Here is a 21,915-nt window from a genome sequence, read left to right on the forward strand (position 1 = left end):
CGCCCGTGGGCGGCCTTCACGGGCTCCGCCGGGTCAGGCGTCAGCTCGCGTCAGGGGGCGCGGGGGGTCTTGGGGCGCCCGGTGGGGGTGTGATCTTCCCGTAGGCGGTGGTCGGGGGCGCGGGTGCGGTGGGGGGCAGCGGTTCCTCGCGGGGCAGGAGGGCGTCGCGTCGGGCGCCTGGGTCCCAGCCCGTTTCCACGACCCGCTTCTGCATGACGATGGCCCCGGCCAGGATCACCCCGCCCAGGAGCAGCATCAGGACGACGCCGCCCACCTTCCCGGCCTTCGCGGCGTTGCCGATGAGCGAGCCGAACCAGCCGAAGTCCGCGTCGCCGAACGTCGTGTTCTCCTTGCCGAAGGCGCCGAGGACCTCCAGGAGCAGTGCGGGCAGGAACGTGATGAGGACGCCGTTGAGGAAGGCCCCGACGACGGCGCCGCGGCGCCCGCCGGTGGCGTTGCCGTACACGCCCGCGGCGCCGCCGGTGAAGAAGTGCGGCACCAGCCCGGGCAGGACCAGCGCGAGCCCGAAGGCCGGCTCGAGGAGCCAGGCGAGCAGGCCGAGGCTGAGCAGGCCGCCGACGAAGCTGGAGATGAACCCGATCAGGACGGCGTTCTGCGCGTACGGGAAGACGATCGGCGCGTCCAGCGAGGGCACCGCACCCGGCACCACTCGGTTCGCGATGCCCTGGAAGGCGGGCACGAGTTCGCCGAGGATCGTGCGTACGCCGAAGAGGATCACGGCTACGGCGATGCCGAATTGCAGGCCCTGCATGATCGACTGCATGACGTACGCGCCGACGTCGGGGGCCGCGGGGCCTCCGTCGAGGGCGAAGGCCTTGAACGCGGTCTCCTTGCCCACCTTGGCGAGGAACACCAAGGACATGATGAGGTAGATGAGCACCATGGACAGGGCCGTCGCGACCATCGAGTCCCGCAGGAAGCGCAGGCCTTCGGGCAGCTTCATGTCCTCCGTCGACCGGCTGCGGCGGCCCACGACCTGACCGGCGGCTCCGGCGACCACGTAGCCCGCGGTGCCGAAGTGGCCGATCGCGACGGTGTTGTTCCCGGTCACGCGCTTGGTCCACGGGTGGGCGAAGGCGGGCAGCGCCACGAGCAGGATGCCGAGCAGGACCCCGCCGACGACGACCACGACCCACGACCTCTGCCCCGCGGTGGCAAGCACCATCGTCAGGAGGGTGGCCATGAAGAGCATGTGGTGGCCCGTCAGGAAGACGTAGCGCAGCGGTGTGAAGCGGGCCAGCGCGAGGCTCACCGCGAAGCCGAGGATCATCAGCCAGGCCACGCGCGATCCGTACTCGGCCTGGGCGATGCCGACGATGGCCTCGTTCGTCGGGATCACGCCGTGCGCGCCTGTCGAGCCCTGGATCATCTCCCCGAGCGGCGCCAGCGCGGCCACGACGAGCCCCGCGCCCGCGCCGATCAGCAGGAAGCCGAGCGTCGCCTTGATCGCGCCACCGAGGATCTGGCCCGCCGACTTGCGCAGTGCGACCAGACCCGCGGCCGTGATCAGGCCGATCAAGTACGCGGGCTGGCTGAGGATTTCATTGACCAGGAACTTCGCTACCGACACCAGCCAGTCCACGGCGCCCTTCCTCCCACTTCTTCCCTGTTGTCCGGCGGTGCGTACGTACGGTGCGTGCGGTCACACGTCGTACGTGTCCCGCAGCACCCGGTCGGTCTCCACGGTGGAGGTGAAGTCGTCGACGACCTTCACGGGGATGCCGACGTCGCCGAGGGTCCTGGCGATCTCGCGGGACGTGAGGATCGCGACGGCCTCGGCCGCCTTGCCCTTGGCGGAGATGGTGTCGGTGGCCTCCACGGACACGTACCGGCTCCATCCCCAGCGGTCGAGGACCTGCTCCAGGGTGTTCTTCAGGAACAGGCTGGTGCCCAGGCCGTTGCCGCAGACGGTGAGGATCTTGTGCACGGTCCGGCCGCCGGGCGCGGCGCTGCTCCTGGCCTCGTCCTCGGCCGGCCCCGGAGGCTTCTCTCCCGCGAGCAGCGCCCGCAGGGCCTTTGGCGTGGGCGCGTCCCGCAGGGCCTGCTCGGTCCGTGGGTCGGCGAGCAGCCGGGCCAGCGAGGCCATCGCCTCGGTGTGCTGAGAGGCGTCCTGGGCGGCCAGCGCGACGACCAGGTCCACCGGGTCGTTCGTCTCGTGCCCGAACTCCACCGGCCGCGTGAGCCGCACCCAGGACATGCCCGTGCGCAGCACGGCGGGTGAGGGCCTCGCGTGCGCGAAGGCGAAGCCGGGCGCCAGGACGATGTACGGGCCGTTGTCCACGACGCTCCGGATCATCTCGGCGGTGTACGCGTCCGTGCTGCTGCCGCTCTCCACGAGCAGGCCGCCCGCCGCGCGGATCGCGCCACGCCAGTCGTCGGCCGTGGCGTCGAGCCGGATCGCCTCGACAGGCAGCAGGTCACTCACAGACACCATGAAGCTGATCGTTTCACAGGCCTCGGTTCTTGCCGAGGGTCCGCGTCATGGCAGCGGGCCGGGAGTCATGCTGGTGAACGCGTCAGAGAGCGGCCCCGTCCGGCCCGGTGGCCGAGCGGGGCCGTCCCTCTCGACTCAGTCGGCCTGCCGGTCCCAGAACGCGCAGTGGTGCGCCGCGGCCGCGTCCACCGGGCGGATGCCGCCCGCGCCGGGGGCCAGGGACAGCACGCGTGCCCCCTTGCCGAAGCGGGGCCAGTCGGGCGCGCCCGGGGAGTTCGGGTCGTCGGTGGCCGCGAACCGGGTCCAGTAGCCGGCCATGCGGGCTGCCAGGGCGTGCTGGTCCGGGGTGAAGCGCGGCTCCGTGTTCATCGGGAACAGGTACGGCAGCTCGAAGCCGTGCGCCGCGCCGTAGGGGTAGCCCTCCACCTCCGGCAGCCCCGCGAGGCGCGGCGCGTTCGTGTCGCTGAACAGATAGGCGTACGTGGGGACGCGCCCGGCAAGGGCGCGGTCGGCCCGCAGCGTGCTGCACGTGAACGAGGCGTCGGTCATCAGGGCGGCCCAGGCAAGGCCCGGCGAGGGGTAGGACGTCAGGGGGTACCGCGCTTCGACGGCCGCGGCCGATGTGCCGAAGGAGAGGGCCAGCCGGGCCCGGTACTCGCGCGCGTCGCGGATCGGGATCGTCGACTGCGTCAGGGCGAGGAAGAGCCGCATCTCGTCGCGGTTGGTTCCCTGGAGCACCGGTACCCGGTGGAAACGGCCCTTCTCCAGCGCCCGGTCGGGGCGCTGGGGCAGTCCGCCGCCGGCGTAGGAGACGAGGGAGAAGGTCTGCGTCAGCTGGGGCGTCACCAGCTGGTCGGTGCGCAGGCGGCGCAGGCAGTCGAGGGTCTTGCCGGGCCGTGCGCAGCCGAGCGTCGTGGCCGCCGCCGTGCCGGCGGTCTCCGTGCGGCTCCGGGGGACGAACGGCTCGTAGCGGGGTTGCGCCGGGACGATGGCGCCGCGCGGGAACGCGGTCATGCAGGACCCGCTCTGCAACGCCGCCCGCTGGAAGAGGCCCGCGGACCTCGGCGAGGTGAGGTGCGCGCAGGTGCTCAGTGCCCCGGCGGACTCGCCGAAGAGCGTCACCCGGCCCGGGTCCCCGCCGAAGCGTGCCGCGTTGGACCGCACCCAGCGCAGTGCGGCGCGCTGGTCGGCGAGGCCGAAGTTCGTCGCGCCGCGCAGCTCGGGGTGGCCGAAGAAGCCGAGGACGCCGAGCCGGTAGTTGAGCGTCACGACCACGGCGTCGCCCTGGACGGCGAGGCGCTCGGCCCGGTACCTGGAGCCCGTGCCGGAGGTGAAGGCGCCGCCGTGCACCCACACCATGACCGGCCGGCCGCGGCCCTTCGCCGCGGTGGACGGGGTGGACGGCACGGTCACGTTCAGGGTGAGGCAGTCCTCGGAACCGGTCATCGGGCCGGAGCCGAACGTCGGGAACTGCGGGCACGGCGGCCCGGGCGCGCCCGCGTCGCGCACCTCGTGCCAGGGCCGCGCGGGCCGCGGGTCCCGCCAGCGCAGCGGCCCGGTGGGCGGGGCGGCGAAGGGGATCCCCTCGAAGGTGTCGTACACGCCGTGGGACAGGCCCCGTACCGGCCCGTGGTCGGTGACGACGACCGGTCTCGCGTCCGCCGGACCGCGTACGGCTGGACGGTCGTAGGCGTCGGCGACCGCGGCGGGCGGGGCGACGGTGGCGGTGAGGAAGGCGGACAGGGTGAGGACCAGCGCGCCGAGCGCGCCGCCTCGGCGTCGTGAGGGACGGGGTTCCTGCATGATGACGTCCTTCGGCGGCCGGGGGCCCACGGGTGGACCCGAGCGCCACAGTACGTACCCCCAACCGCGTGTGGTCACCCGTTGGGAACACGGCCGTACGGGTCGGGCGCCATCAACCACCCGGCCCGCAAACGCGTCGCGCTGTGCCGTCCGAACGCTTGTCATGCCGCCGGATCCGGCGGTTGTCTGGGCGGGGACGCCCTGTACGGCAACGCGACGGAAGGAGCGGATGATGCGCCATGGCGACATCGCCTCCGGCCCGGACACGGTCGGGGTCGCGGTGGTGAACTACAAGATGCCCCGGCTCCACACCAGGGCCGAGGTCCTTGAGAACGCCCGGAAGATCGCCGAGATGGTGAAGGGCGTCAAGGTCGGCCTGCCGGGGATGGACCTCATCGTCTTCCCCGAGTACTCCACCCACGGCATCATGTACGACCCGGGCGAGATGCTGGCAACCGCCTCCCGCGTGCCCGGCGAGGAGACCGAGGTCTTCGCCGCAGCCTGCCGCGAGGCGGGGGTCTGGGGCGTCTTCTCGCTGACCGGGGAGCAGCACGAGGAGCATCCGCACAAACCGCCGTACAACACCCTCGTGCTCATCGACGACCAGGGCCGGATCGCGCAGACGTACCGGAAGATCTTCCCGTGGTGTCCGATCGAGGGCTGGTACCCGGGAGAGACCACGCGGGTGACCGAGGGCCCCAAGGGCATGCGGATCTCGCTGATCGTCTGCGACGACGGCAACTACCCCGAGATCTGGCGCGACTGCGCCATGAAGGGCGCGGAGCTGATCGTGCGCTGCCAGGGCTACATGTACCCGGCCAAGGACCAGCAGGTCCTCATGGCCAAGGCGATGGCCTGGGCGAACAACTGCTATGTCGCGGTCGCCAACGCCACGGGGTTCGACGGCGTCTACTCCTTCTTCGGGCACTCCGCGCTCATCGGCTTCGACGGCCGGACGCTGGGCGAGACCGGTGAGGAGGAGTACGGCATCCAGTACGCCCAGCTGTCGGTGTCGGCCATCCGTGACGCGCGCGCCCACGACCAGTCGCAGAACCACCTGTACAAGCTGCTGCACCGCGGCTACTCCGGTGTGCACGCGGCGGGAGAGGGCGAACGGGGCCTGGCGGAATGCCCGTTCGACTTCTACCGGCTCTGGGTGACCGACCCGGCGAAGGCCGCGGAGAACGCCGAGGCCGTCACCCGTGACACGGCGGGGGTGGCGGAGTGTCCCGTCGGCTCGCTGCCCGTGCCGCGTCCGGAGGAGAGGTGAGTCCTGTACGGGGGTGAGGGCCGGGGCCCGGTGCCGTCGTGGCGCCGGGCCCCGGTGGGTTCAGCCCCTGGTCAGCGGGTGCCGAGTGCGGACAGCGTCGCTGTCGCGTCGGCCAGGCCCGCGCCGCAACCGCCGGAGCAGGCGCCGGGCAGGGCTCGGGCGCTGCTCTTGATGGTCGACTCGACCTGGGCCGGGGTGATGCCGGGCCGTGTCTGGTACATCAGGGCGGCGAGGCCCGCGATGTGGGGTGCGGCCATGCTGGTGCCCTGGTAGGCGGCGTAGGTCTCGCCGCCGATGCCCCGGGTGCCGGAGTTCAGCGTGGACAGGATGCCGTCGGCGGTGTTCGGCGAGGTTTCGCCGCCGGGGGCGGTGATGTCCACGACGCTGCCGTAGTTGGAGTAGACGGCCCGGTTGCCCTGGCGGTCCGCGGCGGCGACGGTGATGACGTTCTTGCAGCTGGCGGGGTTGAAGTTCGCGGCGTTGGCGTTGGAGTTGCCGGCCGCGACGACGACGGTGGTGCCGCGGTTGACGGCGGCGTTGACGGCGCTCTGGGTGCCGGCGTCGCAGGCACCGCCGCCGCCCAGGCTCATGTTGATGACGTCGGCGGGGTAGGGGTTGCCCGCCACGCCCTGCACGGTGCCGCCGGAGGACCAGGTGATGGCGTCGATGATGTCCGCCGTCGTGCCGCCGCACTTGCCCAGGACGCGGACGGGCTGAACCTTGGCCTGGTGGGCGATGCCCGTGACGCCCTTGGCGTTGTCGCCGGTCGCGGCGATGGTGCCGGCGACGTGGGTGCCGTGCCAGGAGTTGTTGGTGTCGCGGGCGGGGACGGGCTGGCCGTTGGCGTCGGTGCCGCACTCGCCGCGGTTCATCCAGTCGCCGGGGTCCGCGGGGTTGCTGTCCCGGCCACCGCCGTCCTGGGCCATCCAGGGGTCGGAGATGAAGTCGTACCCGGAGACCACGTTGGCGGCCAGATCGGAGTGGTTGACGTAGCCGGTGTCGATGACCGAGACGTTGACGCCTTGGCCGGTCGCGCCCTTGGCCCAGGCGCCGGGGACGTTCATGCCCGCGCGGTCCTCGAAGAGGTCCCACTGCCGGGGGTAGTACGTGTCGTTGGGGGCGGCCGCGGCGTACATGCGGGTATCGGGGACGACGTAGGCGACCTCGGGGTCGGCGGCGTAGGCGGCCATGACGTCCTTGACGTCCTTGGTGCCGAGCTTGTCGCCGAGGTCGACCAGGGCGGCGCCGGTGCCCAGGCGCCGCTCGAAGTCGAGGCTCTCGCCGACGTCCTCGCCCTTGGCGCGGGCGTCGTCGCGGGCCTCGGTGTTGGAGGTGGCCTCGTCGGCGCGGGCGGTGTAGCCGACGATGATGCGCTCGGTGGGGACCGCCTTCGCCACGGACGCGCCGGGTGTCGCGGCGGCGTCCGGGCCCGGGGCTGCGAGGACGGTGGTGACTCCGGTACCCAGGAGGGCGGCGGCGGTGGCCGCGGCCAGCAGGGATATACGTATGCTTCTGGAACCGCTCAAGGTGTGCCTTTCACGGGCTGGTCCGGGCATGCCGGACCAGCGGTTCGTGCCGTGCATGACAAATTGCTCCGCTTGCTCCGCGCCTGGCCGTTCGGTGCGTGTGGGGATGTGGGGGCGGCCAAGGCGCGGCGGCGCTCGGGCGGCGGGGGTCCGCCTGCCGGATCCTCGGCACGCTTGCCCCGCACGGGAACCGTGGGGCAGCCCGCACCCCGCCCGTCGATCGGACGGGGCGCGTGGTGGGGGTCCCCGCGGAAGAGCCGTTGCGCGATACCGGCCGACCGCACGCCTGTCCGTCACCCAGGACTAGTACGCCCTGCAACAGATGAACGTTCGACCAACCAGTGGCACGGAACTTATGGCCGGGCGAGCAGCGCGCCTATCCGGGAGGCCCAACCTACGGATACGCAATTAACCAGGGCTGCGGGCCATGTTGGTCTAGTCCTGACCTGCGGTTTTAGCGGACGCGGCGGGCGTCGGCGCCGTCAACGCGGCCTCGGCCGGGCGGCGTTGGTGTCGCGCGGAGGGTGTACGGGATGCCGGTCAGCCCGCTATCGCGGTGGGGTGCCGTCCGTCGGGGACGCACCGAGGTGGTGGTCCGCCGTGCCCAGCTCCTGCCGGGTCGCGGTGCCCAGTTTGCGCATGGCCCGGGCGACGTGCTGTTCGACCGTACGGGGCGACAGGTGCAGGGTGGTGGCGATCTCGCGGTTGGTCAGGCCGTTGCCGGCCAGTTCGGCGACTTCGCGCTCGCGCGGGGAGAGCTGGTCGCGGTAGGCGGGCCGCCCGGGGCGGCGGCGGTGCTTCTCGGGCTCGTGGGCGCGGGAGAGCGCGCGCACGCGGGCCGCGTCCCAGGCGGCGCCGAGGTCACTGAACTGCTCGGCGGCGAAGGCGAGTTCGGCGATGCCGTGTTCACGGCGGTCGTCGAGCGCGCCGCTTTCCTCGCCTGGGGCACGGTGGTCGGGCATGTCACCGTCCGTCCCCTTCAGGGCGCAGCGCCCGGCGCCCTCGGCCGTCAAGGCGCGGGCGTAGGGCCGGGGCAGGACGGCGAAGGCGGTCTGGGCCCGCTGGTAGAGCGGAAGGGCCTGGTCCGGGTCCCCCGTCGTCTCGGCCAGCGCGGCGCGGGTCCACAACAGGGCCGCCTCTGCGGCGGGGGACGCGAGCCCGGTCAGGCCGTGGGCGAAGGTCTCCACGAGGTCCCGCGCGCCCTTGGTGTCACCGTCGCGGGCCAGTGCCTCCACCGCCCAGGGCGCCAGCTCGGCCGCCCAGACGAACACGCCCTTGACGACCACGTCGTTCCACGCGGTGCGGGCCAGCGAGGCCGCGTCGGCGAGGTCCTGGCGTGCCAGGGCCAGCCGGATGAGCGCCCCGGCCAGGGTCGCGCCGAGGGGTGCGGCGGCGTGTTCGGCCAGGGGCGCGTCCGTGCCCGACAGCCATGACGCCGCCGGGCCCCAGCCGCCGCGGGCGAGGTGGAGCAGCCCGAGCACGGTGCGGGCGTCGGCCGAGATGACGGGCATGTCGGCGGTTTCGCGGACGAACGCCTCACAGCGCTCGCTGAGGCCTTCCCACTGCCCGGTGGCCCACTCAAGGAGCAGCCGGGTGCCCATCGCGGTGCGCTCGGTGTAGGGGGCACCGCTGCGTGCGGAGAGTTCAAGGCCTTGGTCGAGCAGTTCGCGCGTACGGTCGTAGAAGCCCAGCCACACCGAGGAGTCCGCGGCGTTGCACAGGCCACGCGCCACGTGGCGGCGGCAGCGGGGGTCGGGGCTGTCGACGGGGAGTGCCTTCAGCAGCTCCCAGCCTTCGGGGTTGCCGTAACTGAGGGCGAGGCCCGCACGGTTCGCGGCCACGGCTGTCTTCACGACCTCGTCGCCGCTGGCCGCGCTGGCCTGCTCGGCGTCCCGCATCCAGGCCAGGTGGACATCGAGGGAGTTGCCCGGCCAATAGGGCATGGCCAGGGCCGACATCGCCCTGGCCGCCAGCTCCGGGCGCTCCTCGCGCAGTTCGGCGGCGGATCGTTCCAGCTCCGCCCAGCCGTGTGTGCTCCGGCCCACCTGGTTGCACAGCAGCAGCCCCAGGTCCAGACGCATCTCGCCGCGTACGGCCTTCGGCAGGTCCTCGTCCTGCACGATCTGCGTGAGTACCTCGACCGTCTGGTCGGAGCGCAGCGCGACGACGGCACTGGCGGCCAGGACGGGGGCGAGGCGCGCTCGCGCGGGCCGGGACACCAGGGGCGAGGCGAGGGTGTCCTCAAGGAGTGTGATGGCTTCCTGGTGGCGTCCCTCGGCGGCGAACTCCTGAGCCGCGCGTTCCACGGCCCGCAGCCAGGCGCGCACCTCGCCGCCGGCCCTGCGGTGGCGGGCCAGGGCCGCCCAGGGCACGGGGTGCCTGCGCTGGAGCACCGCTGCCGCGCGGCCGTGGAGTTCCTGGCGGACGGGGCCGGGGACCGTTTCCAGCACCGCGTCGGCCGCCAGCGGGAGTGGCAGGGCGTAGCGGTGCTCGGGGTTCTCGGTCAGGGCGGCTCGCTCCAGGGCGGCGACCAGGGGGGCGTGGTCGGCGCGGTTGTCGTTGCTGTCGGGGCGGTCGCTCCTGTCGCGGCTGGCGCGGCTTTCGTTGGTGTCGCTCCTGTCGCGGCTGGCGCGGCTGGCGTTGGTGCCGCGGCGGTCGCTCCTGTCACGGCTGTCGCGGCTCTCGTTGCTGCCGCGGCTTTCACGACTGCCGAGGTCGTCGCGGCCCTCGTCCGGGCCCTCCGCCTTGGGTGCCTCCAGCCCCGCCACGGCCAGCAGGTCCGCCCCGGACGCCGGTTCGCCCAGCACCGCCGCCGCCCACACCACACGCCGTGCGGGTGCGGGCAGGCCGTCGGTGCGGTGCAGCATCAGCTCGGTCAGGCGCACGGGCACGCCCGCGGCATCGACGTCCGCTGCGGTGCAGCGCGGCCCCGCGCTGTCCCGCAGCACGGCCAGCAGGTCGACCACCACCCGCGCCACACCGCCCGACCGTTCGTGCAGCCGCGCCACCGCCTGAGGGGCGCACCCCTCCCCCAGGACCTCGTGCACCGCCTCGGCGACCTGACCGGCGTGCCACGGCCGCACCTGGTGGCGCAGTATCACCAGGTCGTCGGGGTAGTGAAGGGGCGCCGCGCCGAAGGGCAGGCCGGGGTGGGCCAGTTCCTCGGGACGGTACGCCGCGACGACGGCCCACCGCCTCCCCGGCCGCTCCACCAGGCCGCGCACCCGGGCCAGGGCTTCCTCGTCCGCCGCGTGGACGTCATCGACCAGCACCAGAGCGGGGGCATCGGCGGCGAGGTCCAGCGGCTCCCGGTGGCTGCCGCAGCGCCAGGACGCCACCACGTCCACGGCCTCGGGCAGCTCGGCCAGGCGCCGCAAGAGCCTGCTCTTGCCGGTGCCCGCGGCTCCTGAGACCAGGATCAGGACGGGTCCGGCGTCCTTCTCGGTCAGTGTCCGCCGTATCCGGCCTGTCCAGAATGCTTCACCCTGCGTGACCACGTTGCTCCTGAACGCCGTCTACCAGGCCTTCCGGCCTTCTTTGCGTATCCGTATTTCGCCCGGCACTGATTGCTTTCCGCCCATCGGGGTTGACAGCGTGCGGAGGGCCCGTGGTGCGACGGCGCGGGCACGGCAGCGGGAGGACCGCATGATCACCGCCCAGTACGAGCACCAGTCCCGAACGGGCACCGGTACGGTCCCGGCCGCCCCTCCGGCGCCCCCTGGTCCGGCCGCCGTGCACCGTGAGTCGCTCGCCACGCTGGCGGCCACCGCTTCCGCGGCCCCGGCCATGCGCCGCTTGGCGACGACGTCCGCGCACGCCTGGCACCTCGATGCCGCCATCCGCGATGCGCTGGCGCTCGTCGTCACTGAGCTGGTCACAAACGTCATACTGCACAGCGGCAGCTCTCATGTCACTCTGCGGCTGCGCCTGCTGCCCGGCGTCCTGCGCGTCGAGGTCCACGACACCGGCCGCTGGCACCGCCGGGTCACCCGCCGCCCCGGTCGGCGGGCCGCCGCGGAGGGTGCGCCGGCGGGCCTCCTGGACGCCGAGTCCGGCCGCGGCCTCGCCCTCGTGGAGGCCTGCTCGGCCCACACGACGATCCGCCCCTCACGCACGGGCACGACCGTCCTGGCCGAGCTTGCCCTGCGCTGAGCCGCGGGTGTCCCCTGGCCGGCCCGGCAGGCGTACGCCTCTTACGCGTCGTCCACGGCCTGGGCCTCGACGATGCTCAGGACGCTCGGCGTGGGGACGACACGGGCCAGGCGCAGGCCCGCCCGCGCCAGCAACGTGCGGAAGTCGTCGTGCGTGCGCTCGCGGCCGACCAGCGAAGCCATCATCAGCAGGTCCAGGTCTTTGGCCTGATGAGGGCGGTTGTCAGGCGCGATGACCGCGTCCACGACGAGGATCCGCCCTCCTGGGGCGAGCGCGCGGCGGCAGGCGCGCAGCAGGGTGACGCACTGCTCGTCCTGCCAGTCGTGCAGGATGCGCTTGAGGACGATGACGTCGCCCTTGGGTACGTCGGCGAAGAAGTCGCCCTCCGCCGTGGACCACCGACCGGCGAGCGCCGCGTCGTCGGCAAGGCGGTGTCCGGCCAGGACGTGGGCCTGGTCGTACAGCACGCCGCTGAGGCCAGGACCGGCGCGCAGGATCGCGGCGAGAAACCCGCCCTGGCCTCCCCCGACGTCCACGACGGTGCCGGTCTCCGGGAAGTCGTAGGCGCCGGCGATCGGCCCGTTCTCCACGCCGGACATGGCGGCCATGCCGTCGTGGAAGACGGCGGCGGTCTTGGCGTCCTGGGCGAAGTGGTCGAAGAACGGCCGGGAGAAGATCTCCTCGAAGACGGATCCGCCGGTGGTCAGACAGTGGTCCATCCGCCCCGCCGGGAGCCAGAACGTACGGTCGGTGATCATGAGGATCCCGTCCCGTACGGAGCCTGGGACGTCGGATCGCAGCGCTCGGCCCGCCGCCTCGAGGCGGAACCGCCCCTGGTCGTCCTCGCCGAAGAGGCCCCGGGTGGCGAGCAGCCGCAGCACGCGGGTGAGGGCCGCGGGATCCGTCCCGGTGGCGGCGGCCAGATCGGCGGGGGTGCGCGGCCCGTCGGCCAGGTGGTCCGCCACGCGCGCGAGGGCGGCCGCCCTGAGCGCGGCGGGGAACACGAAGCCGAGGGCCGCCTCGACGAGTGCCGCGCCGCCCCCGTCTCCGCCGCTCGCGCCGTCCACCGCCCGCTCATCAGCAGAGCCCATGCCGCCCATCGCCCGGCTCCTTCCGCTCCCGTGCCCGGTCGAGCACACCCGTGCCCCACGGTGCGCTCCCTCAACCCCGGCGCCCCGGGCGCGGGTCAGCGATGGCGCATACTCGGCCATCACCGCGGGGCCGACGCCTGCCGGGCCTCTTGCGCGCCCCCGCACTCGGCAAGAGAGGTGGGCCTGGTGTCGCGGCGGTCGTTCGGCCAGCATGCGGCGCATGGACTGGATGCCTCTGCTCTCCACGCTGGCAGGCGCGGCCATCGGCATCGCCGCCACCTTGATCGCCGATCGCAACAGGTGGCGGCGCGAGGAAGCGCGACACGCCCTGGAGGTGCGCCGCGCCGTGTACACCGAGTACGCCTCCGCCCTCAAGGACGCGGGTGAGCAGATACGGGCTGTCGCTCTGGGCGACCACATGTCCGAGTCGGCGCGTGACGCGGCCGTGCGCGAAGCCTTCCGCGGGACCGGGTTGCACAGGGCGAGCGAGCGGCTCTGGCTCGTGGGTCCACCGCTGGTCGTCGCGGCCGGGAACGAGGCGTTCCACAGCCTGCGCCGGATACGGGACGCCTACGCCCGCGGGGTGGCCGTCGGCTCCGCCGAGGACGCGCCCCTGATCCGGCAGCGCCGCACGGCCATGGCGGAGATGCGCCGCCTCATGCGGGAGGACCTGGGCGTCGGGCCCCTCGGGTTCGAGTGACGGCCTGCCCGGGCGGGGCGGCAGACCCTGCGGCCGTCCCACGGGCGGAGGCGACCGCGGCCCGGCTCCGCGCGTCCGGCTCCCAGTCCTCGACGAGGAGTCCCAGCAACACCTCGTCGATGAACTCCCCCATCACCCACGCCGAGGAGCGCAGCACGCCCTCGCGCACGAAGCCGTTGCGCTCGGCGGAACGCAGCATCGCGGTGTTGTTCGAGAGCGTCTCGATCTGTAGGCGACGCAGACCGCGTACGACGAAGCCGTAGTGGCAGAGGACCGCGACCACGTCGGTGCCGTAGCCCTTGCCCCGGCAGTTCGGCAGCAGTCCGAGGCCGATGTGCGCGGAGCGGTTGTGGTGGTCGATGTTCCACAGCACCGCGTGGCCGGCCAGCGCGCCGCCGTCCAACTCCACCACGGAGAACGGGACGTGCCGCTGGTCCGTGTCGTCGACCGCGAGCTGCGAGGCCTTGGAGCCGGGCGTGATCGGCCGCCACGGCCGGGAACCGGCCCGCGAGTAGGTGCCCACGTCGTCGAACAACTCGGCCTGCAAGACCGGGATGTCGTCCTCGTACCGGGCCCTGAGCCCGACCTTGCCGCCCCTCAGCATATGAGCTTCCTACCCGACCGGTTCGGCGGGCGGCAAACCAATTGTTTCGGTGTCCAGGAGCGCCGAAGAGCACAGTTCCCGCGCGGGGCGTGATCCGCTGCCGCCCCGGGTGAGTCGTCACCACCCCAGCGCCCGGGCCGAGTTCGCCGCGTGCGGGCAGGTGTCGGAGGTCTGTCCGGAAGAGCACCGTCCAGGGCGCCCCGGGCCCTCCGTCCTCTGATCAAGCCGCTAGCCTCCGTACGCATGACCGATACTCACATCCACGACCAGCGCGTCGGTGCGCCCGCGAGACCGCCGGCCCGCCGTGTCCTGTGGTGCGCCGCGGGCGCCACCGCGTTCTTACTCGCCGCCGACCTCGGTACGCGTGCCTACCACCACTACGACTCCATCCCGACCATCCGCAGGTTGGTGAACGTCGACGTCGAGGCCAATCTGGCCACGTGGTGGAACAGCACGCTCCTGTTGGCCGTGGCGGGTATGGCGCTGGCCGCCGCGCTGCTCAGTGGGCGCGACGCGCGTCCCGGGCGGCTGTCCTGGCTGGGGCTCGCCGGAGCGACCGCGCTGCTCAGCATCGACGAGACGGTGTCGCTGCACGAGCGCCTCGGCGAGGTCGGCCGGACCTGGAAGGACTGGGCGGGGGGCGCGCTGCCCACGCACGCCTGGGTGCTGCCCGGCGCGCTCCTCGCGGCGGCGGGCACCGTCTGCGCCGTGCTGTGGGCGCGCAAGCTCCCGCGCGATCTGCGGAACGGCGTGCTGAGCGCGCTGGGTGTGTATCTCGGCGGGGCCCTGGTGACCGAGGCGTTCAACGGCTGGGCACTGGAGAACGGCTACAGCCTCGTGCTCATGCTGGGGACGCTCGTGGAGGAGGGCTTGGAGATGAGCGGCTGCATAGTCGCCCTCGCCGTCCTCAGTCGGTACGTGGTCCTTGAGCGTGACCCGGCGTCCGGACGCGCGGCTGTCCGCCTGCGGGACGGCTAGGCCCCGCACGGCCCCTCCTTCGGTCGGCGACTGAGCGGCGAGGGGCCGCCCGTTCACGCCCCGCACGCCTCGACTATTCTCAATTCGGTAATAGTCGGTGATGCAGAGGAGCGGACTCGGTGGCAGCGCACACGGCGGCCCATGGGACGGCGGCCTGGACCCGGGCGGCCCTGCCGCTCTGCCTCCTCGGTGTCCTCGAGAGCGAGGCGAAGAGCTACGGGTACGCCCTGCTCGGCCATCTCGCCGACGCGGGACTCACCGGCGTGAAGCCCGCCGTCCTCTACCCCGCCCTCAGCCGCCTCGAAGAGGAGGGCTCGGTCGAGATCGAGTGGGGCGCGGGAGAGGGCGGGCCGGGGCGCAAGTACTACCGGATCACCGAGGCCGGGCGGCAGCGGCTGCGGCGGGAGCGGGCCGCGTGGCACGCGTTCACCGCCACGGTCACCGCGCTGGCCGGCGGTGTGGGGGACGAGGAGTAGCCGTGGCCACGTCACAGCACGAGTCACAGAAGCAGGCGCGGAAGAACAGGCTCCGTTGGGGCCGCGAGGAGGACGCGGACTGGGCGGCGACGGTCCAGGTGCGGCTCGCCCTCGACCACAACGCGCCCGCCGGTCTCGCCGACGAGGTCCTCGCCGAGGTGCACGAGGTGGTGCGCGAGGAGGGGCGCTCCGCCCAGGACCTGTTCGGCGCGCCGAAGGAATACGCGCGCGTCGTCGCCGAGGAGCGCGTCAGCGAGGCGCACCGGGCGCGGACCGACACGCACGGCCTCACTCCCGGGGAGCGGCTGATCGCCGCGCTCGGCACGCTCGGTGTGGCCGGTGGCATCCTGTGCGCGGTCGGCTGGGTGCGTGACGGGCTGTGGGTGGACGTGAGCTTGCCGGGCATCACGACTTTCGCCACCGTCGTGCTAGCCGTCGGCCTCGCCGCTCTGGCCGTCGTCACGCGGTCCGCCGGGCGGTTCAAGGGCGCGTACGCCTTCGCCGCCGGTGTGCCCGGCGTCATCGCGGCCGGGAGCGGGGTCGGCGTCGCCGTGCCCGAGGGGCAGTTGTTCAGCGTGCCCGTGCCGGTCCTGATGGCCGGGTGTGCGGCGTGGGCCGTGGGGGCCTTCGCCTTCCCGGAGCGCGTCGCCGACCGGTGGTTCGCGGCGCGTCCTCCGGCTGGTCGCGACGACGCCGCGTGGCTGGCCCGGCTCGGCGGGCTGCTGCGCGCACGGCACGGCATGACGGCGGCCGAGGCGCGCGGGCACGTGCGTGAGGCCCAGCAGCACCTCGCCGCCGGGCCACCTGCCCGGCCCGCCGATGACGTCTTCGGCGACGTCGAGATCTACGCCCTCCGGCTCGCCGAAGGGCCGCGCCGCGAGCAGCGCGCGGCCCGTCGCAAGATGTACGGGACGCTGCTGCTCATCGGCGTGGTCACCCTGCTGTTCGTGGGCCAGGTGGTGGACTCGGGCGCGTCCCTCGACTTCTGGCTCGCGCTCTACACCGGCGCGGTCGGCAGCCTGGGCTGGTCGGCGTTCAGCGAGTGGCGCGCGAGCCGCCGCCCGGACGCCGCCGGGACCGGCAGCGCCGAATAGCCCTCCGGCTGCCCGGCCCGGACCGGCGTACTCAGTGCAGGCAGAGGCAGAACGGATGGCCCGCCGGATCCGCGTAGACCCGCCAATTGGCCTCCGGGCGGAGCTGGTCCGTGCGCTCCAGGACGGTGGCGCCGAGGGCGAGGGCCCGCTCCTCGTCCGCTTCGAGGTCGTCCACGTCGAAGTCCAGGTGGAGCTGTTGGGGGTGCTGCTGGCCGGGCCACTCGGGCGGGCGGTAGCCGTCCACGCGCTGGCAGGCCAGGGGCGTCCCCTCGAACCCGTGCACCTCGACCCAGTCGGGCTCCTCCGGGTCCACGACCACCCGGCCGCCGAGCAACTCCGCGTAGAACTCCGCGAGCCGTACCGGATCCGCACAGTCCAACGCGACCGCTTGCAGCTTTCGAATCACTTGCGACACCCCTCGCTCTTCGGCCGCTTACGCGACACCCGTTACGGGACTCGTCGTACCCGCGACCGCGCCGGGAATGCGCGGCGGTAGCCCGGACCGCCGCGCCGCTTCACCCGAAAGCGGACCGGCTCACCGCGGCGGCGCTCCGCGGCCCGTGCCCGGGGCGGGCCGAAGGGCCGGGAGGAGCGGCCCGTAGGCTGGGCTGCCGTGGAAGCACGTACACACACCGACTCCGTTCCCGCGCCCGCCTCACCGCTGCGGGTCTTCATCCTCGACGACCACGAGGTGGTGCGGCGAGGCATACGCGACCTGTTGGAGGCCGAGCCGGACATCGTGGTGGCCGGGGAGGCCGCGGACGCCCGCGAGGCGCTCATCCGGGTTCCGGCCGTCCGGCCGGACGTCGCGGTGCTCGACGTGCGGCTCGGCGAGGGCGGCAGTGGGGACCACGCGGGCGTGGAGGTGTGCCGGGAGCTGCGGGCCCGGATGCCGCAGCTCGCCTGTCTGATGCTGACGTCGTTCGACGACGACGAGGCGCTGTTCGACGCCATCATGGCGGGAGCGGCCGGGTACGTGCTCAAGCGGATCGACGGCTCGGACCTCGTGCACGCCGTGCGCACGGTGGCGGGCGGCGCGTCGATGCTGGACTCGCGCGCCACCGCCCGCGTGATGGCGCGCCTGCGCGATCCGCGGCCTGAGCCCGAGCCCGCCCTCTCGCCGGAGCTGGAGCGCCTTTCCCCGCGCGAGGCGGAGATCCTGGTGCTGATCGGTGAGGGCCTGACGAACCGGCAGATCGCCGACCGGTTGTTCCTCGCGGAGAAGACCGTCAAGAACCGGGTCTCGTCCATCCTCACCAAGCTCGGTGTCGGCCGCCGCGTGCAGGCGGCGGTGATCGCCGAGCGCCTGCGGGAGCAGCAGGGCGCCCGGCGGTAGGCGCGAGGCCGGTTCAGTCGGGGGGCAGCGGCACCTGCCACACGATGCGGGTGCCGCCCTGGGCCGGGGTCTCGACCGTGAGGGTCCCGGCGTGCTGCTCGGCGCGCGAGCGCAGGTTGGCCAGGCCGCCGCCGCGCCGTGGCGGTCGGGGCCCGGCGGCTATGCCCACCCCGTCGTCCGTGATGGTCAGGACGACGCTGTCCCCGGCGGCGGGCACGGCCAGCACCACGTCCGCGTGGCGCGCCCGGGCGTGGCGGGCGACGTTGCTCAGCGCCTCCGCGGTGACGGCCAGGACGTGTTCGGCCACCTCCGCAGGAACGATGGAGTCCACCGGCCCGTCGATCCGCAGGGACGGGCTGAAGCCGAGGGACTGCGCCGCGAGCCGGGCGGTCTCCGGCAGGCGGCGGCGCAGGCCGGGACCGCCCCGGTCGTCGCCGGCGGACCGCAGTTCGAAGATGGTCGAGCGGATGATCTGGACGGTGGTGTCCAGGTCCCGCACCGCGCGGCCCACACGCTCGGCCGCGTCCGGGTGCTCGACCATGCGGGTCGCGCTGCGCAGCGTCATGCCGGTGGCGAAGATCCGCTGGATCGCCAGGTCATGGAGGTCGCGGGCGATGCGGTCGCGCTCCTTGAGGATGGCCAGCTCCTCCGACTCGGTGCGGTGGCGGGCGAGTTCGAGGACGATCGCGGCCTGGTCGGCGAAGCGGGAGACGAGCGGCACCTCGGTGTCGTCGAAGGCCGGGCGGCCGGACCGCCTGCTCAGGCGCAGGGCGCCGGAGGCCGATGTGCCCTGGGGCAGCGGGACCACGATGGTCGGGCCGTGGGCCGCCGCCGCGCCCAGCGGGTAGGCGCGGGGGTCCCGTTCGGCGTCCGCGGTGGCCACGGCCTCGCCGTTGCGGGCGGCGAGGCCTGCCAGTGACTCCAGCGCGGGCAGGGTCACTCCCTCCATGTCCTCGGCTCCGGGGCCGTGCGCGACCTCCACGGTGAGCAGGTCGCCGCCCGCCGCGGCCGGGAGCAGCACGGCGGCCAGGTCGGCGTCGGCCACCTCGGCCGCCCGGCGCGCGATCAGCCGCAGGACCTCGCGTGCCGCGGTCCCCGCGAACAGGCTGCGGGTGATCTCGCTGAGCGCCTCCAGCCAGCGTTCGCGCCGTCGGCTCTCGTGGTACAGGCGGGCGTTGTCGATCGCCACTCCGGCGGCGTTGGCCAGCGTCGTCAGGACGGCCTCGTCGTCGGCGTCGAATCCGGCGCCGCCGCGCTTCTCGGTCAGGTAGAGGTTGCCGAACACCTCCCCGCGCACCCGGATGGGCACTCCGAGGAACGTACGCATCGGCGGATGGTGCTCGGGAAAGCCGAAGCTGGCCGGGTGGCGGCCGAGGTCGGTCAGGCGCAACGGGACCGGGTTGGTGATCAGTTCGCCCAGGATGCCGCGTCCGCAGGGCGCCTGCCCGATCCGCGCGGCCAGCTCGTCGGCCATGCCCACCGGCAGGAACTGCGAGAGGCGGCGGCCGTCACCGATCACGCCGAGGGCTCCGTACTCGGCGTCGGTGAGTGTGACGGCCGCCTCCACGATGTCCCGCAGGACCTGGGGGAGTTCGAGGCCGTGCCCCAGGTTCATGACGGCGTCGAGGAGGTTGTGCATGCGGTCCGGCACGTCGAGCCGGAGGCCCGAGGGCGCTGCTGCCAGGGCGGGTGAGTCGGGCATGGGGTGGAACTCCTGAGTCGGTCGGTGCTCCGTAGCGTACGGCCGCCGTCCCTGCCGGGACGCACGGGCGGTGCGTCCTCGCGTCGCCGCGTTCGTCCAGGTCAGCGGCCCGGAGAGAGGGGCCGTTGGGCCCTGTCCAAAGGCTCGTGCGGGGACTGTTCGGCCCTATCCCGACCCGGTGCCCCACCGGCGATCATGTGGCGCGGGCCGGGGAGCGCCGCGCTTGTCCCTCTGTGCTCCCGGCGCTTCCCGGTCCGCTGATGACATGAGCAACGAGGAAGGACGCCCTCCGGTGGACGAGGCGCAGATACAGCAGGTGAAAGCCGTACGGCCCCGAGGCGGTGCCCCGGTGGCGGCCGCGGCGGGCCGGCCGTCGTGGGCGGAGTGGCTGACCACCACCGACCACAAGAGGATCGGGACGCTGTACTTGGTCACCGCGTTCGTGTTCTTCATCGTCGGCGGTGTGATGGCGTTGTTCATGCGGGCCGAGCTGGCGCGTCCCGGCTTGCAGATCATGTCGAACGAGCAGTTCAACCAGGCCTTCACGATGCACGGCTCGATCATGCTGCTCATGTTCGCCATGCCGCTGTTCACGGGTTTCGCGAACTGGATCATGCCGCTCCAGATCGGCGCGCCCGACGTGGCCTTCCCGCGCCTGAACATGCTGTCCTACTGGCTGTTCCTGTTCGGTTCCACGATCGCGGCGGTCGGCTTCCTCACTCCGGGCGGCGCCGCCGACTTCGGCTGGTTCCTGTACGCGCCGTTGTCCGACGCGGTGCACTCGCCGGGCGTCGGAGCCGACCTGTGGATCATGGGTGTGGCCCTGTCCGGGTTCGGGTCGATCGCGGGCGCGGTCAATTTCATCACCACCATCATCTGCATGCGCGCGCCGGGCATGACGATGTTCCGGATGCCGATCTTCACCTGGAACGTACTCCTGACCGCGCTCCTGGTCCTGATCGTCTTCCCCGTGCTCGCGGCGGCCCTCTTCGCCCTTGAGTGCGACCGCAAGTTCGGCAGTCATGTCTTCGACCCGGCCAACGGCGGGGCGTTGCTGTGGCAGCACCTGTTCTGGTTCTTCGGCCATCCCGAGGTGTACATCCTGGCGCTGCCGTTCTTCGGGATCGTCAGCGAGGTCATCCCGGTCTTCTCGCGCAAGCCGATGTTCGGTTACATGGGCCTGGTCGGCGCGACCATCGCCATCGCCGGTCTGTCCGTGACCGTGTGGGCGCACCACATGTACGTCACCGGCGGAGTGCTGCTGCCCTTCTTCTCCTTCATGACCTTCCTCATCGCGGTGCCCACCGGAGTGAAGTTCTTCAACTGGATCGGCACCATGTGGAAGGGCTCGCTGTCCTTCGAGACGCCGATGTTGTGGACCGTCGGGTTCCTGGTCACCTTCGTCTTCGGCGGGCTGACCGGTGTCATCCTCGCCTCGCCGCCGATGGACTTCCACCTCTCCGACTCCTACTTCGTGGTGGCGCACTTCCACTACACGGTCTTCGGCACGGTCGTGTACGCGATGTTCGCCGGATTCCACTTCTGGTGGCCCAAGTTCACCGGCAAGATGCTGGACGAGCGGCTCGGCAAGCTCACCTTCTGGACCCTCACGGCCGGTTTCCACCTCACGTTCCTCGTCCAGCACTGGCTCGGGGCCGAGGGCATGCCGCGCCGGTACGCCGACTACCTCTCCGCCGACGGCTTCACGGTCCTCAACACCCTGTCCACGATCGGCTCGTTCCTGCTCGGCCTGTCGATCCTGCCGTTCTTCTACAACGTCTGGAAGACCGCCAAGTACGGCGAGCCCGTCAGCGGCGACGACCCGTGGGGCTACGGCCGGTCCCTGGAGTGGGCGACCTCCTGCCCGCCCCCGCGGCACAACTTCACCCGGCTCCCGCGGATCCGTTCCGAATCACCCGCCTTCGACCTGCACCACCCGGAGATCGCCGAACTCGAAGCGGTTGTGAGGTAGGCCGTGCCGCACGCCGTCCTCGCCCTGGGCACCGCACTGGTCACCGCCGCCGGTTCCGTCTGGTACGTGCCCGCCCTCTCCGAAGCGCGCGCGGGAGCCGACCGGCCCGCCTCCCGGCGTACGGCCGCGGCGGCCTGTGTGAGCGGCTGGGCCACGGCCGCCGTGGCCGCCGTGCTGCTGCTCGTGGACCGGACGTGGTGGGCGCCCGGCACCGCGGCGGCCACGGGCGCCGTGGTCACGGCCGTCCTGCGGGCCCGCTCCGCCGTGCGGCGGCGCCGCGAGTCGCGGGAGTCCGCGTACCACTGGGCACGGCTGCGCGTCGGCCCGCCCCCGGCCGGACGGGGCGACTCCCGGCACGTCGTGGCGGCCCTGCTCGGCTGCGGCCTCCTCACCGCGGTGGCCGTCGCGGTCGTCAAGGTGGCCGACGGGCCCCGAGGGGGTTCGGGATGGCTGGCCGCGGCGGCCGCTCCCGCCGCGGCCCTCGGGCTGTTCCTCACCCTCGCGTTCGTCCACGGCCGCGCGGTCCACCGCCGCGACGGAACCGGGCACGCGCGGCCCCCGCGCTAGGCCGGCTTCCGCGTTCCGCACAGGGCCGAAGGACCCCATGGGGAGGGCCGTTCGGTCGGTGCGGCCCGGTGCGAGACTCGCCGAGCGCTCCCGGGACGGGCGGGAGCGCACTCCACGGAGCCCGAGCAGGAGAAGCCACTGTGCACACCGACCCCACCGACCAGTTCGAGGAATACCGCGTCCTGCTCG

16 protein-coding genes and 2 pseudogenes are annotated in these 21,915 nt (G+C 72.9%); 9 read left to right on the top strand and 9 right to left on the bottom strand.

Going from position 1 to position 21,915, the window contains the following annotated elements; genetic code table 11:
- Positions 1-40 precede the first annotated feature (40 nt).
- The 3 genes from AC07GB_RS34640 to AC07GB_RS34650 form a co-directional block, all read right to left on the bottom strand.
- Positions 41-1,603 (bottom strand): PTS ascorbate transporter subunit IIC, encoded by a 1,563-nt coding sequence (locus AC07GB_RS34640; protein WP_478852581.1) that lies wholly within the window; start codon positions 1,601-1,603, stop codon positions 41-43.
- Positions 1,604-1,663: 60 nt separating this feature from the next.
- Positions 1,664-2,455 carry a PTS sugar transporter subunit IIAB gene (locus AC07GB_RS34645; protein ID WP_478852583.1) on the bottom strand — a complete coding sequence of 264 codons (792 nt, stop codon included), beginning with the start codon at positions 2,453-2,455 and terminating at the stop codon, positions 1,664-1,666.
- 135 nt (positions 2,456-2,590) lie between these two features.
- Positions 2,591-4,258, bottom strand: coding sequence for a carboxylesterase/lipase family protein (locus AC07GB_RS34650; RefSeq protein ID WP_478852585.1), 1,668 nt, complete (start codon positions 4,256-4,258; stop codon positions 2,591-2,593).
- A gap of 232 nt (positions 4,259-4,490) precedes the next feature.
- Between AC07GB_RS34650 and AC07GB_RS34655 the strand changes: the two genes are divergently transcribed.
- A complete protein-coding gene (locus AC07GB_RS34655; protein WP_478852587.1) occupies positions 4,491-5,528 on the top strand; it encodes an aliphatic amidase in 1,038 nt (345 codons plus the stop codon).
- 83 nt (positions 5,529-5,611) lie between these two features.
- Here the strand turns inward: AC07GB_RS34655 and AC07GB_RS34660 are convergent.
- Positions 5,612-7,084: pseudogene (locus AC07GB_RS34660) on the bottom strand (S8 family peptidase); the annotation flags it as partial.
- 518 nt (positions 7,085-7,602) lie between these two features.
- A complete protein-coding gene (locus AC07GB_RS34665) occupies positions 7,603-10,551 on the bottom strand; it encodes a helix-turn-helix transcriptional regulator (protein ID WP_478852589.1) in 2,949 nt (982 codons plus the stop codon).
- A gap of 148 nt (positions 10,552-10,699) precedes the next feature.
- On the opposite strand from AC07GB_RS34665, the gene AC07GB_RS34670 reads away from it, so the two are divergent.
- On the top strand, positions 10,700-11,206 hold the full coding sequence (locus AC07GB_RS34670; protein ID WP_478852591.1) for an ATP-binding protein: 507 nt from the start codon (positions 10,700-10,702) through the stop codon (positions 11,204-11,206).
- Positions 11,207-11,247: 41 nt separating this feature from the next.
- Here AC07GB_RS34670 and AC07GB_RS34675 read toward each other — a convergent pair whose 3' ends face one another.
- Positions 11,248-12,297, bottom strand: coding sequence for a methyltransferase (locus tag AC07GB_RS34675; protein ID WP_478852620.1), 1,050 nt, complete (start codon positions 12,295-12,297; stop codon positions 11,248-11,250).
- A gap of 220 nt (positions 12,298-12,517) precedes the next feature.
- On the opposite strand from AC07GB_RS34675, the gene AC07GB_RS34680 reads away from it, so the two are divergent.
- Positions 12,518-12,997: a hypothetical protein gene (locus tag AC07GB_RS34680; RefSeq protein WP_478852593.1), complete on the top strand. Its 480-nt coding sequence runs from the start codon at positions 12,518-12,520 to the stop codon at positions 12,995-12,997.
- A 67-nt stretch (positions 12,998-13,064) separates the two neighbouring features.
- On the opposite strand, the pseudogene AC07GB_RS34685 reads toward AC07GB_RS34680, so the two are convergent.
- Positions 13,065-13,601, bottom strand: a pseudogene (locus tag AC07GB_RS34685) (GNAT family N-acetyltransferase); the annotation flags it as partial.
- A 243-nt stretch (positions 13,602-13,844) separates the two neighbouring features.
- On the opposite strand from AC07GB_RS34685, the gene AC07GB_RS34690 reads away from it, so the two are divergent.
- The 3 genes from AC07GB_RS34690 (at position 13,845) to AC07GB_RS34700 (ending at position 16,149) form a co-directional block, all read left to right on the top strand.
- Complete coding sequence (locus AC07GB_RS34690; protein WP_478852595.1) at positions 13,845-14,579, top strand: hypothetical protein; 735 nt, start codon at positions 13,845-13,847, stop codon at positions 14,577-14,579.
- Between the two features lie 119 nt (positions 14,580-14,698).
- Positions 14,699-15,055 (top strand): PadR family transcriptional regulator, encoded by a 357-nt coding sequence (locus AC07GB_RS34695; protein WP_478852597.1) that lies wholly within the window; start codon positions 14,699-14,701, stop codon positions 15,053-15,055.
- Between the two features lie 2 nt (positions 15,056-15,057).
- A complete protein-coding gene (locus tag AC07GB_RS34700; protein WP_478852599.1) occupies positions 15,058-16,149 on the top strand; it encodes a hypothetical protein in 1,092 nt (363 codons plus the stop codon).
- 31 nt (positions 16,150-16,180) lie between these two features.
- Here AC07GB_RS34700 and AC07GB_RS34705 read toward each other — a convergent pair whose 3' ends face one another.
- Complete coding sequence (locus AC07GB_RS34705) at positions 16,181-16,555, bottom strand: VOC family protein (protein WP_478852600.1); 375 nt, start codon at positions 16,553-16,555, stop codon at positions 16,181-16,183.
- A gap of 207 nt (positions 16,556-16,762) precedes the next feature.
- On the opposite strand from AC07GB_RS34705, the gene AC07GB_RS34710 reads away from it, so the two are divergent.
- The gene (locus AC07GB_RS34710) at positions 16,763-17,485 is read left to right on the top strand and encodes a response regulator (protein ID WP_478852602.1); all 723 of its coding nucleotides are present in this window, start codon (positions 16,763-16,765) and stop codon (positions 17,483-17,485) included.
- Between the two features lie 13 nt (positions 17,486-17,498).
- Here AC07GB_RS34710 and AC07GB_RS34715 read toward each other — a convergent pair whose 3' ends face one another.
- Complete coding sequence (locus AC07GB_RS34715; protein WP_478852622.1) at positions 17,499-19,124, bottom strand: sensor histidine kinase; 1,626 nt, start codon at positions 19,122-19,124, stop codon at positions 17,499-17,501.
- A 328-nt stretch (positions 19,125-19,452) separates the two neighbouring features.
- Between AC07GB_RS34715 and ctaD the strand changes: the two genes are divergently transcribed.
- Together ctaD and AC07GB_RS34725 are read left to right on the top strand one after the other, a co-directional pair.
- Positions 19,453-21,159 (top strand): aa3-type cytochrome oxidase subunit I, encoded by a 1,707-nt coding sequence (gene ctaD, locus AC07GB_RS34720; protein ID WP_478852604.1) that lies wholly within the window; start codon positions 19,453-19,455, stop codon positions 21,157-21,159.
- Between the two features lie 3 nt (positions 21,160-21,162).
- Positions 21,163-21,726 (top strand): hypothetical protein, encoded by a 564-nt coding sequence (locus AC07GB_RS34725; protein ID WP_478852606.1) that lies wholly within the window; start codon positions 21,163-21,165, stop codon positions 21,724-21,726.
- Positions 21,727-21,915: the final 189 nt, after the last annotated feature.

The sequence above is a fragment of the Streptomyces sp. NPDC045778 genome (assembly GCF_056431945.1).